We start from the raw sequence: 16,340 nt of genomic DNA, 5'->3' as shown, positions 1-16,340 counted from the left end.
GCAAACCGCAGTGATGCCATCGCGAGCAAGCCCGCTCCCACAGGGAGGGTGCTGGGGCTTTTAGAAACTGTACTGCGCCCCGGCCCCCGCATACCACGAGCGGCCCGGCGCCGCTTCGTAGAAGCGGCTGTTGGCGTCGCCGACAATCACCGAGCCCACATACTGACGGTCCAGCAGGTTGTCCAGACGCAAGGTCTGGTGGAAGGTCCAGTGCTCGATCTTCTGTTCAAACTTCGCCCGCCAGTTGAATACGGTATACGCCGGTGCCGCCTTGGCGGTGTTGGTGTCTTCCACATACACCTTGCTGCGGTACATGCCTTCAATGGCCGTGCTGACCCAGTCGGTCGGCTTCCAGTTCACTTCGGCAAACAGTGTTGTCTGCGGCACGCCCGGCAGATAGTTGCCTTTGTCGATGGTGCCGCTGGTGCTGGCAAAGTCACTGTCATAGGTTGCCTGCAGGCGGGTGTAGGCGAGGGTTGAGGTCCAGTGCTCGGCGAGCTGGCTTTCTACGCCCAGTTCAAAGCCCCGGCGCAAGGTGCGGCCAGCGTTTTGATAAGTCGTGCGGCCACCGGTATTGCTCAGCACCACCAGTTCATCTTCCGTGGTGATCTGGAAGATGGCTGCGTTGATTCTTGTGTTGTTGAGTTGAGCCTTGAGGCCCATTTCATACTGGGTGCTTTCGGCAGGTTTGAGGCCGAAGTTGAAACCCTGACCGCTGGGCGAGTACGCCAGTTCGGCCTGCGTCGGCGTTTCAAAGCCTTTGCCGGCACTGACATAGCCATGCAGCTCGGGGGTAAAGGCGTACATCACGCTGACAGAGGGCGTGGCCTTTTCATAACGCTTGGTGCCGCTGGCGTCGCCGTTGCTCAAAAATTGATCATCGACATCCATTTCCATCGTGCTGTAGCGCAAGCCGGCCTGCACGGTCCAGTTGTCCAGCGCCCAGTTGGCCTGCACATATGGGTCGAGGCTGCGGGCGGTGTCCACTTCGTCGCGTACCAGTGCGCCTTTGACCCCCAACTCGCTGCCGATGAAGTTTTGATAGCCGTGGCGACTGTCCTGACTCTGGTCGAAGTCCAGGCCGCCGATCAGGGTCAGATCACCCGGTACGCCGTACACCGGTTGCATCCAGCGCAAGCTGCCGCCGTAGAATTTGCGATCGAATTGCACCACGCCGCCACCCTGTTTGTTGCTGGCCGCCGTGGGTGGAATCGCCAAATACTGAATCACACTGCGCGTGCCGGTATAGGCATTGACCTGCAAGGTCGCGTCGCCGATATAGCGCTCGTAGTTCAGGCCCAGTTGCTGATGGTCGATGCTTTTGCGGGTGTTGTAGGTAATGGCATTGGGCGTTACCGAGCGCGGGTCGGCTTTGTAGGCTTCCCAGCTTTGGCCCAGCGGGTCCTGGGTACCGTTTTGTTCAAGGCTGCTGTAGATCAGCGCCAGTTTGCTGTCTTCATCCGGCTTGAGGTTGAGCTTGGCAAAGGTCTGGTCGCGGCGCGCAGCGCTGTGTTCGCGGTAGCCGTCGGTGTCCATGCGCGAGGCATCCAGCACAAAGCCGACGTCGTCGGTAGCGCCCTCGGCAGTGAGGTGGTTCTTGCTCATGCCGTCGCTGCCCACCAGGGTCTCGGCACCAATGCGCGGCGGGCCTTCGCCGTCGCGGGAGAACATCTGGATCACCCCGCCGGCATTGCTGCCGTACAGGGTGGCTGCCGGGCCGCGCAACACTTCAATGCGCTCGGCGGTGTCGAGGTTGAACGTCGCCGCCTGCCCTTGGCCGTCCGGGGTGCTCGCCGGGATGCCATCGGCAATCAGCTTGATGCCACGCACGCCAAATGCCGAGCGGGCGCCAAAGCCCCGGGACGAAATTTGCAGGTCCTGGGCGTAATTCTGCCGGTTTTGCACCACCAGCCCGGGTACGCGGGACAGTACCTCGGAAGCATTGATGCCCAACTGGCCATCCTGGATCTGCTCCTGGTTGATGCTGTCGACCGAATACGGCAGGTCAAAACTCGGGCTGGTGCTGCGTGAGCCGGTGATGACACTGGGGTCGAGTTCCAGGGGGGCTGCGCCGACGACGAGGGGCAGGCACAGGCCGGGAAATAGCAGGGCAAGGTGAGCAGGGGTGAAATATTTCATGGGCAAATCGGGCTTCCGTGTGACACGACCCGTGCAGGGCAACGGGGGATGAGGCTAGCAGAGGGCGCGCAGTTTAGCGGCTGATGTGCAGATATCCAGCAAAACAGCCGACTAGGGCGGCCTGAAGCTGCCCCTGTCGGCCAGTTGGCCGTTATTGCACCTGTGTCATGTTGATGTCCTGCAGGTCGGCAATCAGGTCCTTGAGCTGGTCGTAGCGTTTCTGGTGGATCGTCGGCCAGCTTTCGCGCTCGATAAAAAACTGGCCGCCGGGGTCGGTCTGCAAGGGGGTATGCACAATCTCGTGGTTACTGGAGCGGTGGATCAACTCCGCCCCCTGGACCCCGGCGCTTTCAAGGCGAAAGAGCCCCGGATTGCTCAGCCGTTGGTTGTTTTGCGCCGGCGAGAGCGCCGGTGGCTTGGGTTTGGTGCCAGGGATGTCCACCTGCAGCCAGTAGTCGTTCTTCAGAAAACGGTAGTGCGGATGTTTGTGGTCTGAAGCGACGATCGCCCCGATGCCCTGACGCAGGCCCCGGCTTGTGCCGGGGGTGGAGTCCGCAATGCGTACGCCTATTGCGCCCTCGAGTTCGGCCAACCCCGGGATGCCTTCAAAGGTATTGGCATGTGAATTGCCCGTCAGGGCCACCCATTTGCCCCCTCCGGTTCGGGCCTGGTGGGCGCGGATAGTCCGCGAGGCGAAGTAGCTGAACATTTCATAGCGGGTCATGCCGGGGGTTTCGCTGGGGGTGCCCTTGGGGTGGTAACTGGCCGAGCAGTCGATGGCAACCACCTTGATGCCGTGCTTGCGGGCTTCGCGTACCAGGTGGCTGAAGGTCCAGTCGTTGGCGAGGCCGACTTGATGGCCTTCGTCCTGAATTTCTAGGAACTTGCTCAAGCGCAGGGGCATCTTGCCGGTTTGATAATAATCATCCAGCAGGCCCTGATGCAGGTCGGATTGCAGGTGCTCCATATAAAGGGTTTTTACGTTGTGCCGGGACAGCTCGCGCATGTTGTCGATCAGGATCCGCTTGCCCGATTGGTGGGAGTGGGTTTCACCCCAGATAATGCCGTCCGTATGTTCGAACAGGCGCTTTATCAGGTCCTGCTGCGCGATGGTGGTCGGCAGTTGCGGGCGGGTGACGCGGGGCCGTGCAGGCCGGGTCAGGAACCAGGCCTGGGCGTGTGCCAGCAGCGTGATCCTCAGCTCCTTGAATGCCCGGCTTGCCTTGCTGTGGCGGGAGATTGTGCCCGGGAAATCAGTGTGGCCATACAGCGTCGAGGGGGCATAGGTGATGATGTTCTGCAGGGTTTCCCTGTGCTCGCCGGGGATGTCGTAGTCGCTGTATCTGCCCGCCGGGGGACCCGCAGGCAGGGTCGAGCTGTCGGCGGTCAGGGGCTCCCAGCGTTTGTCGCCGCCCGCCAGGCGATGCTTGATTTCCCAGTAGCCTGAAGTGCGCCGCACCTTGTAGCTGGCACCGGCGCCGCTGCTGGAGCCTGATGGCAGTTGCAGGTACAGGTTGCGCCCCAGCCAGCCGCTGTACACCTCGAACACCACGCCGTCCTGCTGGATGTATTGCAGGTTATCTATGCGGTAGATGCCCTGTTCGTCCGGGGTGCGGTTGCTCAGGTCAACGCCGCGCACCCGGGCACTGTCAATCACCCGTTCAATCCCTGACCTCTGTTTGAGCAGGGGGGTGCTCGGGTCGACATCCCATAGCCCGGCCGACAGTTCACGCAGGATGATGCTGTAGGCCGCGTCCGGTTTGCGCTGATCCAGTGCCCGCCAGGCCTCATCCAGGTTGTCATAGCGGCTGCGGTAGAGTTTGCCGTTGGCGGTTTTGCTGTAGTGGGTGGCCTGGCCGTTGTGGCCGGGCAGTTCATAGACCCCCGAGGCGAATTTATCCCCGGTACGCAGCCGAAGCTGGGCGCCAGGCAGGCTGCTGGCCGCTGCAGGGCTCAAGGTCGGCGTGGGCTGCGGGATGCGCTGGCGCATGGACGCGCGGAATATGGCCGAGCCGGTGAAATCCGAGGCCCCGTCGGTCAGGTGCGTGATGGATTCCATGAAATGCAGCAGCGCCTCGTGTTTTTCATCCCGCTCCAGGGCGTCGAGGCCCTTGAGGATCTGGGCGATAAACCGCGCCAGCACGATGGGCAACAATATGCGGGTGGGAAGGGCGAACGACAGGATATCGATCGCCGTCAGCACCGCCTCCTTGGCCGTGTTGACGTTGCTTTCCCAGGTGGACGTCGATTGCTCGTCGGCATCGCGAATCGCGTGCAAGGCTTCCGTGTCGTAGGACGCTTCGAACAGATTGTGGCTGATGCCCTGCAGTTGCACGTTGGTGTCGTTCAGGCCCTGCTCCAGCAGTGGCCTGATATAGGGCTGCTGTGCCGGTGTGACGCGGTGCAGTACATAAGCGTGCCACTGTGGGCGCGACAGCAGTCGGCCCAGTTCGCTGCGGGAATGGGCAATCAGGAACCAGCGGTTTTCCGGGGCATCGGGGGTGTAGCACAGCAACTGCTGCGAACCGGTGGTACTGAGTACCAGCAGGCCCGGCAGGGGTTTGTAACGCAGCATCAGCAGATGAGCCTTGACCTGCTCACCGTTGACCCGTGGCCGGGTGCTTTCAAGGGGGAAATCCAGTGCAGCCTGGACCCAGCTCGCCTGCTCGGCGGTCAGCGCGCCGGACAGCCTGGCTTCAAGCAGGTCCAGGCGCATCTGTGCCTGCTTGAAGGCGGCGTAGCGCTCCTTGCGCCACTGGGCCTGTGGGGAGTTGACCAGCAGGTCGTTGAGCCTTTTTTTGTAGGTTTCGCCCACGTCCAGCTGGCGTACCAGGCTTTTCAGGTAGCTGCTGGTCAGTACGGTGTGTTTATTGCCGGCGCCATCCTTGACCTGGGCAGTGAGGGCGAAGGTGACGTCCCAGATGCCGACATTGGCCAGCGCCAGTTCGCTGAGGCTGTGACGGGTGGTGTGGTAACTGATTACCGGGCCGGCTCTGCCGGTACTGGCCCCTGCCGGGTACGCCGAGCCGCTGATGGGGTTTATCAGGGGGCCGGTGCGTACGGCTTCAGTGGTTGACACGAAAATGCCATCGGGGTCGACGTCTATGCCGTGATCCTTTTTGATCTGTTGCCGCAACTGGCGGCGGGCGTAACCCAGCAGTGTGTGTTTGCGCCCGATCTCGCTGAGGCTCCGTGCATCGTCGGTTTCGGCTGCCAGGCGCTCGTGGTTCAAACGCTCAACGGCCAGCCGCCACTGGCTTTTGTTGGCATCGGAAGCGTTTTTCAGCCAGCCGGGTAATTGGCTCTCCACCAGCCGGGTGTAGCGGTTGCGTACAATATTGGCCGGCTTGAGGGGCAGGCTTGAGGCCAGTGACAGATCCACGCATTCGGATAGCTCATCGAGTGAGGAGTCCTGTTTCCGGGCCCGTGCCTGTGACCAGGCATGGCGCATGTCGAGTGCCTGCTTGTGGATCACTTGTTCGCTATAAAACGTTGATACGTTTTCGCGGGCGACCGGGCTGTAATCCACCTGTTCATGGGCCAGGGCCCGCACGCGCTCTTCGGCCAGGGTGCAGTCGAGCAGAGTGTCGCGCTGGTAAGGGTCCCTGAGGCGTTCGCCCAGTTCGCGGCTCAGCGCGGTGAGTGAGTCAAATGCCTCCAGGCCGCTGCCGGGCAGGTAGAGCACTACAGGGCGCGGGGTTGCGTCTTGAACCACGGTTTTGCGCTGCGCATCGCCGTAGATCAGGGGCAGGTTGGTGGTGGTGATCACGAATGCGCCATACAGGGCGACGGGGGGCTGTGAAGTATGGCCGTTGAGGGTCAGCGTATAAAAACTGTAAGGGCTGGGTAGAGGTGAGGTCACCAGGGTGTCGGGACCTGGCATGGCCTGATTGATGACCTCCATTGCGGTGGGGCTCAAGGTGGTGTCGGCATGACGCACGCTGGCTTCATTGCGGATCAGGCTGCGCGCAAACTGCGACAGCCAGGTTTTGGGGGGCTGCCCGTTGAGGCCCTGGTGCGGCGTTTGCCAGAAGTCGCTCAGGGCATCGCGCACGCACATCTCCGGGAAACGCACGACAAACTCCAGGTACTTTTCCAGCGCCGGCGCCGAAATGCCGGCAGCCAGGTCCTGGTCGTCGAGGGTGTAGGCGTAGTTGTAAATATGTGCAGCGCCCTGCACGAAGGTCGGTACCTGGCCGGTCAGGTAGCACTGGTCGATCAGTGCCGTGACTGACTGGCTGCCGATGGTGGGGGTCTGACCAGCCTCGGCGGCGACTTCTTCATTGAGGAAGAGAGAGTCCGTGCAGGCATCGGCGGGCAATTGCGGGAAAAACACGCGCAAGCGATGGTCCAGTGAGAGGTCGAGGCCGGGCAGGGCATTGACCAGCACTAGCAGGTCGCGCTCTGCGTTCTTGAGGTTTTCGAGGGCGGTGGGCATGTTGGATGTCCTGTCGGTTGGCATATGCGCCGGTATGCCCACAGCAAATCCCAAAGCGCTACGGCATTGGCATTACATATATATGGCCTGCGATGTTTTTCGCGGATCGAGGGCCCGCTCGGGGCGTGGCAAATCGCACTGGGTCATTGCGGGTGTCTTTACGCTATAATCCCGCTCTTTAGCTGTTTCTCGAACTGCGAGGAACGCATCATTTTTTCAGGCGCCCGCCGCCTGCCTGCATTCAAAAGAGGCTAATCCAGTGGCATTGACGATTCTTGGCCTGTCCGGCGCCCTTAGCCATGATCCCTCCGCAGCCCTCTATATCGACGGCAAGCTGGTAGCGGCGGCTGAGGAAGAGCGCTTCGTACGCGATAAGCATGCAAAGAACCGCATGCCCTACGAATCCGCAAAATTCTGCCTAGAGCAGGCGGGTATCAAACCTTCGGACGTTGACGTGGTGGCGATCCCGTTCGCCCCGATCAGCCTGTTCGGCAAGGCCCGCTGGCACTACGCCAAGCGCTACTGGTATGCCCCGGACCGCGCCCTTGACGCGATCCTGATGGGCAACCGTCGCTACAAGCGCTATCGCAACAAGATCGTGTTCTGCCTTGAGCAACTGGGTTTTGACCCGAAGAAAATCAAGATCGAGCCGGTCGAGCATCACCTGGCCCACGCTTCCAGCGCCTACCACTGCTCGGGTTTCAAAGAGAAAACCGCGATCCTGGGCATCGATGGCAAGGGCGAGTACGCCACCACGTTCTTCGGCTACGGCGAAAACGGCAAGATCACCAAGATCAAGGAATTCTTTGACCCGGACTCCCTGGGCGGCCTGTATGGCGCGATTACCGAGTTCCTCGGTTTCGAGATGCTCGATGGCGAGTTCAAGGTCATGGGCATGGCGCCGTATGGCGACGCCAGCAAATATGACTTCTCGCGCCTGGCCTCGTTTGAAAACGGCGAACTGGTGATCAACACCGAATACGCCAACGTCATCGGCCTGCGCCGTTACAAGGAAAAGGGCAAGGGGTTCTACTTCTCGCCAAAACTGATCGAGTGGCTGGGGCCAAAGCGCGAAGGCGATATCGCCGACGAGCCGTACATCCACTACGCGGCCAGCATGCAGGCGCTGTTTGAAAAGCTGTCGTTGCAGATGATCGACTACTACCTGGGCGACATCCTCAAAGAGACGGGCAAGATTGCCTTTGCGGGCGGCTGCGCGTTGAACGTGAAGCTGAACCAGAAAATCATCGCCCGCCCGGAAGTCAAGGAACTGTTCGTACAGCCTGCGTCCGGTGATGCCGGTACTGCAGTCGGTGCAGCGGCGTACGTGTCCCACGCCCGCGGCGTGCCGGTCGAGAAGATGGAACACGTCTACCTCGGCCCTGCGTACAGCAACGAAGATGTGATCGCAGCCTGTGCCCGTCACCCGGGCAAGCCTGCGTACCGCAAAATCGAAAATACCCCTGAGCGCATCGCCAAGATCATGGTGGATGGCAACCCGGTGGCGTGGTTCCAGGGGCGCATGGAGTTCGGCCCGCGTGCATTGGGTGGCCGTTCGATCATCGGTTGCCCGAGCAGCGAAGGCGTGGCTGACCGCATCAACGAGCAGATCAAGTTCCGCGAGCGCTGGAGGCCTTTCTGCCCGTCGATGCTCGACACCGTGGGCCCGCAGATGATCAAGGTCGATCACCCGGCACCGTTCATGACCTTCACCTTTGAAGTGGCTGAAGAGTGGAAGACCCGCGTGCCAGAGGTTGTCCATGAAGATGGCACCTCCCGTGCCCAGGTGCTCAAGCGCGAATACAACCCGCGCTACTACGACATGATGAAGGCGCTGGAAGTACTGACCGGCAACGGCGTATCGCTGAACACCTCGCTCAACCGTCGTGGCGAACCGATGGTTTGCTCGCCGACCGATGCGCTGAACATGTTCTTCGGTTCCGATCTGCAGTACCTGATCATGGAAGACATTCTGGTAGTTAAAGACGGCGCCGAGACTTATGAATCGCTCGACTGAGCGTCATGTGCTGCAGTTCTGCCACGGCTATGACGGGCCGTTTCTGGACTGTGCGCGCCAGTACGCCAGCCTGTTTGCCGGCACCGGGTACAAGGTCACCACGGTCTTTTTGACCGGGGCGGCCGACCCCGACGTGGCAGCCGGCTGTGCGTCCGACGAAGTGATTTTCATGGAGTTCAGCTCCAAGGCCATCCGTGGCCTGAAGCTGGGCGCCATCGCCAGGCTGCGCAAGATCGCCGCCTCGCGCAACTTCAGTTTTTGCATCGCCCATCGCTTCAAGCCGATTTATATCGCCTTGTTGGCCACCGGTTTGCCGGTGATCGGCGTGCATCATGCTTTTGGCGACTATGAGCGACGCAGCCGCAAGCTGTTCGCCCATCTGTTGCGCAAGCGCCTGAGCCTGCTCGGGGTGTCCGATGCGGTGCGTGATGACATGCGCAAGTGCCTGCCCAAGTGGCCCACTGGCCGTATCAACACGCTGTACAACCGCATCGATATCGACGCCGTGCAGGCGGGGCAATTGTCCGGCACTCCGGCGCGTGAAGCGCTGGGGCTGTCAGTGGATGGCTTTATTGTCGGCAACGTCGGCCGCCTTCATCCGGACAAGGACCAGGCCACGCTGATCCGTGGTTTCGCCAAGGCTTTGCCCGGTCTGCCCGCTGACAGCCAGTTGGTCATCATGGGCAAGGGGCGTCTGGAGCAGTCGCTCAAGGCGCTGGCCGTCGAGCTGGGTATTGAAGGGCAGGTGCTGTTTTTGGGCCAGGTGCCCGATGCACGCCGCTATTTCAGGGCCTTTGACGTCTTTGCGCTGAGCTCCGACCACGAGCCGTTCGGTATGGTGCTGCTTGAAGCCATGGCCGCAGGCGTGCCGCTGCTGGCGACGGCCTGTGGGGGGGCCAAGGAAGTGGTCGAAGGCGTGGGCATCCTGTTCCCGCTGGGTGATGCCGAGCATCTGGCACAAGGCCTGCAACACCTGGCTCAACTCGATGATGAACAGCGTATGGCCTGCGCCGAACTGATGCTTGAACGCTTGCACGAGCGTTTCAGTGATCAGGCGGTGCGCAATACGTTCTGGCACCTGGCGCAAGTCACCGACCTGACTGCGGAGTCCTGATGCTCAATCGATTTCAAGGCTGGCGCGAGCGCGGCTGGAGCGTTGTTGATTCGGCCACTTATGCCGATGCCTGGCAGCGGTTTGGCGGCAGCGTCGCCACCCATCCAATGGTGGTTGAGCGTTTGGCGCAGCTGGCAGGTATCCCGGTGCGCTACCTGGCCTGGGAGCAGGACGGCGAGCTGCAAGCGGCGATCCCGACCTGGGGCCGAGACCTGGCCCTGTCCAAGGATGTGCTCAAGCGTCATGGCAAGAAAGGCCTGTTCGACCTGGGTAATGCCGAGCTGATTCTGCCGGCTGCTGCCAATGCGGCGGCGCCTTTGCGCCATCGTGGGCGGTATCTGTCGCAGCTTAATGAAGGCCGTTTCAGCAATCTGCTGCCGCAAACCGAGCAGCTGGCGATGGCCCGCACGCCCGAAGAGCTGTCGAAAAAATTCCGCTACAACCAGCGCCGCGAACTGCGCCTGCTGGAGGAGGCGGGCGGCGTTGTGCGTCCGGTTGCGCAGTTTTCCAGCGTTGAGCTGGCAAGCATTTATTGCGATCTGTTTTTACGCCGCTGGGGCTTTGTGGCCACCGGGGCCGAACGCATGTCTGAAGTGATCGAATTGTTGCGCGATTTGCTGATTGGCTCGGTGATTTTCCTCAACGATGCGCCGATTGCGATTCAATTGGTGTACCGCGCCGAATCCCCCGAGTGGATCAGCGTCGAGTACGTCAATGGTGGTGTCGATCCCGAAACCCGTGAATTCAGCCCCGGCAGCGTGTTGAGCTTTATCAACACCCAGACGGCATGGGAGCAGGCGCGCAGTGTGAACAAGGCGCTGCGCTTCTCGTTTGGCCGCGCCGACCGTGAGTACAAAGAGCGCTGGTGCAACCCGGTGCCCGTGTTCAAAGTCTGAAACACAAATCTTGTGGGAGCGGGCTTGCTCGCGATGATATCACTGCGATTTTTCTGACATGCCGCAGCGCTTGCATCGCGAGCAAGCCCGCTCCTACAGAATCACAAGAGCCAAATCATGAGCCAACCCGCCTCGCGCAAGCAGCAACTTCTCAAGCGTCATCGGCGCAACAAGCGTATGGGTCTGCTGATCGGCCTGCTGGTGTTGCTGGCCAGTGGCGTGCTGCTGGCCTGGTGGTTGCCGCCGGTATTGGCGGTGCTGGGCTGGGTGGCCCATGAGGCGTGGTTTGCCGACCACCTGTTCTATTCGCCCAAGGACGATTACCAGTACAGCTTTGCGGCTGACAGCGAGCAACTGGCGGTGCGCCTTGAAGGCGACAGGCTGGTGGCGCAACAACCGCTGCAGTTGGCGGGCGATGAAACCCTGATCCTGGCGATCAAGGTCAAAAGTGGCTGGCTTGGGCGTTTTGTTGACCCGTATGTGCAACTGTCGGGGGGGGAGTCGGCGGATCGGCAAACCTTCGAGCGTGGGGTCAATGGCCTGCGCTACCTGAATGCAAGCGACTTCGGCCAGGCTTTGGCCGCCGGCGAACTGCGCGTGCGCGGTCATAATTGCCGGGTCATGGGCCAGCCTGAGTTGCGGGTATTTCGTCACCCCGATTACCGCGAGCAGCGGGTCATGGTCATCGCCCCTCACGCCGATGACGCCGAGCTGGCCGCTTTCGGGCTTTACAGCCAGGCCAAAGAAGCCTGGATCGTGACCCTGACTGCTGGCGAAATCGAAGCCGAGCATTATCAGCAGATGGGCCTGCCACGGGCAGACGCTGCCCGCCTCAAAGGCCGTTTGCGCGCCTGGGACAGCATGGTCGTGCCGCGCTGGGCCGGTGTACCGCAAGCCCATTGTGCGCAGTTGGGCTATTTCTGCCTGCAATTGCCTGCCATGCAGGCCGCACCCGATCAGCCGATGGCCTCGCGCGAGGCGGATTTGAGCGACATCCGCGTATTCCGCCAATTCAACCCGTTTACGCTACCCGCCGATCAGGACGGCGCACCGACCTGGCATAACCTGCTGGCCGACCTGCGCGCATTGATCCTGCGCGCGCGCCCCGAAGTCATTGTGCTTCCGCACCCTTCAATCGACCCGCACCCCGACCATATCTGTGCCCATGACGCAGTCATCGAGGCTCTGGAGGGCCTGGAGTGGCAGCCGACCACCGTGCTCGGCTACGCCAACCACCTGCATGACAACGACCGCTGGCCGATGGGCAACAGCGGGGATGGCATTGCCTTGCCACCGGTGTTCGACGCCACGCTCAGCCTGCGCCCTTGCAGCCTGCCATTGACCCTGGCACAGCAGCGTGACAAGGCGATGGCGCTGGGCATGATGCACGACCTGCAACCCCGCGCGGCGCTCAAGCGCAGGCTGCGGCGGTCAATACAGCAATTCCTGGCACGCAGAAGGCCATCACCTTATGGCGAGAACGAGTTTTTCCGCAAAGCGGTAAGACGTCATGAGCTGTTCTGGCAGCTCAAATAATAAGAACACAGCAAGCAGGGCCATAGCATTGACCCTAATCTCGACCTTTACATTGAGTTCCCAGTGATAAAACCATCACCGCGTATTTTATTTGTGATCCCGTACTTCGGCCGATGGCCGTTCTGGATGCCGTTTTTCCTCGAAAGCTGTCGGCACAATCCCGATATTAACTGGCTATTTTTCAGCGACTGTGGGGTACCTGAAAATCTGCCGGCCAATGTGACCGTTGAACCGATCAGCTTTACCGACTATTGCCGCAAGGTTTCTGAACGCCTGAAGATCGATTTCTCGCCCAAGGACGCCTACAAGCTGTGTGATATCAAGCCGGCTCTGGGCTACATTCATGAAGACCGCCTGCAGGGCTATGATTTCTGGGCCTTTGGCGATATCGATCTGGTGTATGGAGACTTGCGCAGTTACTTCACGGCTGAGCGTCTGGCCCGTTACGACCTGTTCTCGACCCATGAGCGCCGGGTGGCCGGGCATTTGTGCCTGATGCGCAATACGGCGTGCAAGCGCGAGCTGTTCATGAGGATCAAGGACTGGCAGCAGCGCTTCACTGACGATCAGCATCATGCGCTGGATGAGGGGGCCTTCAGCCGGATCTTCCTGTGGCGCAAGAACCTGCCCAAGCCGCTGTTCGAGCTGGTGGGCAAGTTCAACCCGCTGCGCCGTACCAGTGAGTTCACCGAGGCCTTCAGCACGCCGGGTGGCTGTATCAAGTGGCATGACGGCACGGAAAACTTCCCGGGCAAATGGTTCTGGAATAACGGCAAATTGAAGAATGATCGTGACGGCGATCATACCTTTCCCTACTTTCACTTCGTGTGCTGGAAGCGTAATGAGTGGGCAAAACTGCCTGCTCCCGATCCAGTTGCAATCCAGCGTCTGGCGGCAGAGCCGGCCTGGGTTATTGATGCCACCGGCTTTCACCGGGGAGAGTTATGAAACGTACCAAGGTTTTGCAATTGCAGCCCGACTACAACGTCAAATCCCATGACTTTGCCGACCTTGCCGAGCAGATCGTGCGCGCGCTGCCCCGTGAGCGTTACGAAATCACGGCGGCCTTTTTGCGTGGGCGTCCGGGCCCGGGCGAGCCAGTGAGCAAGGCTGATCATTCGGTGTACTTCGAGTTCAGCGACAAGTCGCTCAAGGGCATGCGTTTGCGCGCCATGTGGGCGTTGTACAAGTTCTGCCGCAAAGAACAGTTTGATGTGGTGATCTGCAACCGCTTCAAGCCGGTGAACATGCTGCTGCAGCTTAACCGCTGGCTGAAAATCCCTCTGTGTGTGGGCATTTCCCACGGGTTTGGCGAGTATGACCGTTTTTACCGGCGCAGCCAGGCCAAGCGCTTGATTGACAAGCACTGGCGCTTTGTCGGTGTGTCGCCTGCGGTCAAGCAATACCTGCTGGACTGCCAGTGCGGTTTCACAGACGCCAATACCTATGCCATCACCAACGCCATCGATATCGAGCAGGCCGAAGCCTTGCAGCTGCCACGCCAGCAGGCGCGTGAAAAGCTTGGTCTGGATCAGGATGCGCGGATGATCGGCGCGCTGGGGCGTCTGGTGCCGATCAAGGGCCATCGCTTTTTGTTGCAAGCGTTCGCCGCTTTGAAAGACAAATACCCGAACGCACAACTGGCCATTATTGGTGCCGGTCGCGAAGAGTCGCGCCTGCGCGAGCAGATCGGGCAATTGGGGCTTGATGGTCGTGCGCACCTGCTGGGCTTCCAGGAGAACGCCCTGCAGTATGTGCGTGCGTTCGATATCTGGACCATGCCTTCGCTGGCCGAAGGCCTGGGGCTGGCGCTGCTTGAAGGCATGAGCGGGCACTTGCCGGTAATCGCGACCCATGTGCCAGCCATGTTGCCGTTGATTGAAGGGGCGGGCGGCCTGGCCGTCAAGCCAAGCGATGTGGTAACCCTGACCGCCGCGCTGGACGAGTATCTGGCCCTGCCGGACGACGCTTTGCGAGCCAAGGGCGAGCAGGCGTTCCGCTACTTGCAGCAAAACCACGACATTGAGGTATTCCGTCAGGAGTACCTGGATCTGATCGACTCGGGCCTGCGCCAGGCTCGCAAGGAACACCCATGACTGACTCGCAACCACTGGTAACGGTGATCATCGCCTCCTACAACCACGGGCCCTATATCGAGCAAAGCATCCAGAGCGTTCTGGATCAGACTTATCCCAATATCGAGTTGCTGGTGATCGATGATGGCTCGCCTGATGACAGCGTTGAGCGTATCCAGCGCTTGCAGGCGGTGCATGGTTTCGACTTTCGGGTGCAACAAAACCAGGGGCTGACCAACACCCTTAACGGCGCGATTGCCCGGGCCAAGGGCAGCCTGATAGTGCCTTTCGGCTCCGATGACATCATGATGCCGGACCGCATTGCGGTGCAGGTCGCCTATATGGACGGCAAGCCTGAAGTGGGTATTTGCGCGGGCAATATCGAGTTGATCGATGCTGAGGGCAACCTGTTCCCGGAGAAGCGCCAGCGCCGCGATGTGCCGTTCCGGCGCCTGGACTTCGATGACATGTTCCTTGAACGCAAGCCGTATCCGCCTGCGCCCACCCTGATGATCCGCCGTGAAGCGCTGGACAAGGTAGGGGGCTTTGACCCGAGCATTCGCCTGGAAGACTTGTATATCGAGCTGAAGATCACCCATGCCGGTTACTTTATCGACGGCCTGAATGTGGTGATGGCGCGCTATCGCAAGCACGCGACCAACTCGTACAAGAACCACCGGTTCATGATCGACAGCATCCTGCGCATTTATGCCCAGTTCAGTGATCACCCGCTGTACGACGAGGTGCGCTACAAATTCCTCAATTCCATGTTCCTGAAAACGGCTAACCGCAATCGTGCCCTGGCCCGTGAGCTGCTGGCGCAGATTCCGTTCAAGCACTGGACGGGTAAAACCTGGCGTGGTCTGGGGCGGCTGTATTTCTCCCCGCTGGAAAAAGACTGACGCTCGCCGTGGGCTATTCCGGCTCGACTTGTGAGGTCGTCCGGGTGCGCTGGCGCAGTCGGCGCACAAGCCTTTTGCCGGCGGCCATGCCGGGTTTTTCGATGTAGAGGAAGGTCAGGCTGCTGATGGCAATCAACAGGCCGCTGCTCAGGGCCGCCAACAGCAGGAATACCAGGGGCTCCTTGGTGTCCAGTGGCAGCGCCAAAGGCAGGCGCTGCAACATCAGCCAGATCAGGAAGCCGTGCAGCAGGTAAGTGCTGTAGCTGATTTCACCCATCCAGCGGATGCTGCGCAGTGCCAATGCGCCAAACAGCGTATGCCCCGAGGCGATAATCGAGAACACCAGGGTGAGCAGCAGTAGCGGAAAGAACGCAAAGCTCTTGGGGAACAGGGTCAGCACGGCTATCAGCACAACCAGGGCAATGACCCCCGCAACGGGTGTCCGGCTCCAGGCCAGCAGCCTGGGCGTGCGCACCCAGTATGCCGCGGCCACGCCACCGAGAAAGCTCATCAGGATGTGCTTTTTCAGTGAGTGCTCCCAACCCACCACCTGATACAGCGCGTAGATGGCGATCAGGCACAGTGCAGTCTGGCGCCAGTCGCTGCGGTACAGGAACACCATCCCGAACAGTGGCAACGCCATGTAGAAGAACACTTCGTAGCTCAGGGTCCAGGTGACGTTGGCAATCAGCCCGCCGGTTTGCGGGTATTGATTGATATCGGGGCGGTCGAAGATCAACCAGGCCAGTATCTGGCCCGCGACTTCAAGCGGGCTGTCCTTGAGTGTCCAGCCCTGGATGTAGAACACGCTGACAATCACCAGCAGCATCAATGGCAAATACAGCGGATACAGGCGAAAAACCCGGGACACAGCGAAGCCCAGCCAGTCGTATTGACGGCCTTTTTCAAGCAGGCGGCCCCAGAACAGAAAGGCCGTGATCATGAAAAACAAGGCCACGCTGGCCAGCCCGATCTGGGCGTAGAACCGGGTCGAGGGCATTTCAAATACCCCGGTATGCAGAAACACCCAGGTAATGGCGGTGTGGTGAATAAATACACCAAAGGCCAAATAGCCGCGCAAACCATCAACACTGCTGTAGCGGCCTTGAGCTGAATGCTCCAGGTTGCGCTGGATGGTCGGCGAGCAGCGCAGCAGCCAGGCTGACGTCATGATCGCCAGGCCATAGGCCAGCACCGCCCACAAGGGGTTACTGCTGTCCAGG

Annotated in this window: 10 protein-coding genes; 7 read left to right on the top strand and 3 right to left on the bottom strand. The window is 60.5% G+C overall.

Annotated features, from left to right (window positions below; genetic code table 11):
- Nucleotides 1–60: 60 nt before the first annotated feature.
- Complete coding sequence (locus BFC21_RS16330; RefSeq protein ID WP_120266366.1) at nt 61–2,139, bottom strand: TonB-dependent receptor; 2,079 nt, start codon at nt 2,137–2,139, stop codon at nt 61–63.
- Between the two features lie 151 nt (nt 2,140–2,290).
- The gene (locus tag BFC21_RS16325) at nt 2,291–6,577 is read right to left on the bottom strand and encodes a membrane-targeted effector domain-containing toxin (protein WP_120266365.1); all 4,287 of its coding nucleotides are present in this window, start codon (nt 6,575–6,577) and stop codon (nt 2,291–2,293) included.
- Nucleotides 6,578–6,836: 259 nt separating this feature from the next.
- Here BFC21_RS16325 and BFC21_RS16320 point away from each other — a divergent pair, with 259 nt between their 5' ends.
- The 7 genes from BFC21_RS16320 (at nt 6,837) to BFC21_RS16290 (ending at nt 15,117) form a co-directional block, all read left to right on the top strand.
- Nucleotides 6,837–8,594, top strand: coding sequence for a carbamoyltransferase (locus BFC21_RS16320; RefSeq protein ID WP_083369663.1), 1,758 nt, complete (start codon nt 6,837–6,839; stop codon nt 8,592–8,594).
- Nucleotides 8,578–9,708 carry a glycosyltransferase gene (locus BFC21_RS16315; protein WP_088378380.1) on the top strand — a complete coding sequence of 377 codons (1,131 nt, stop codon included), beginning with the start codon at nt 8,578–8,580 and terminating at the stop codon, nt 9,706–9,708. The genes BFC21_RS16320 and BFC21_RS16315 overlap by 17 nt, the downstream gene beginning before the upstream one ends.
- A complete protein-coding gene (locus BFC21_RS16310; protein ID WP_088378379.1) occupies nt 9,708–10,604 on the top strand; it encodes an antimicrobial resistance protein Mig-14 in 897 nt (298 codons plus the stop codon). Before BFC21_RS16315 ends, BFC21_RS16310 begins: the two co-directional genes overlap by 1 nt.
- A 117-nt stretch (nt 10,605–10,721) precedes the next feature.
- Nucleotides 10,722–12,140 (top strand): PIG-L deacetylase family protein, encoded by a 1,419-nt coding sequence (locus tag BFC21_RS16305; RefSeq protein ID WP_120266364.1) that lies wholly within the window; start codon nt 10,722–10,724, stop codon nt 12,138–12,140.
- A gap of 63 nt (nt 12,141–12,203) precedes the next feature.
- Entirely contained in the window at nt 12,204–13,088 is an 885-nt protein-coding gene (locus BFC21_RS16300; protein ID WP_177342592.1) for a DUF6625 family protein, read from the top strand.
- The gene (locus tag BFC21_RS16295; RefSeq protein WP_088378377.1) at nt 13,085–14,236 is read left to right on the top strand and encodes a glycosyltransferase; all 1,152 of its coding nucleotides are present in this window, start codon (nt 13,085–13,087) and stop codon (nt 14,234–14,236) included. Before BFC21_RS16300 ends, BFC21_RS16295 begins: the two co-directional genes overlap by 4 nt.
- A complete protein-coding gene (locus BFC21_RS16290) occupies nt 14,233–15,117 on the top strand; it encodes a glycosyltransferase (RefSeq protein ID WP_088378376.1) in 885 nt (294 codons plus the stop codon). The genes BFC21_RS16295 and BFC21_RS16290 overlap by 4 nt, the downstream gene beginning before the upstream one ends.
- A gap of 13 nt (nt 15,118–15,130) precedes the next feature.
- Here the strand turns inward: BFC21_RS16290 and BFC21_RS16285 are convergent, their stop codons facing one another.
- The gene (locus BFC21_RS16285; protein ID WP_232462834.1) at nt 15,131–16,339 is read right to left on the bottom strand and encodes an acyltransferase; all 1,209 of its coding nucleotides are present in this window, start codon (nt 16,337–16,339) and stop codon (nt 15,131–15,133) included.
- Between the last annotated feature and the right edge of the window lies 1 nt (nt 16,340).

Origin of the sequence: Pseudomonas sp. TMW 2.1634 (assembly GCF_001703595.1) — a bacterium.
GTDB classification, from domain to species: Bacteria; Pseudomonadota; Gammaproteobacteria; order Pseudomonadales; family Pseudomonadaceae; genus Aquipseudomonas; species Aquipseudomonas fragi.
The sequence above is the reverse complement of the archived record's forward strand: the minus strand, read 5'-3'. Positions and strand labels throughout refer to the sequence as shown.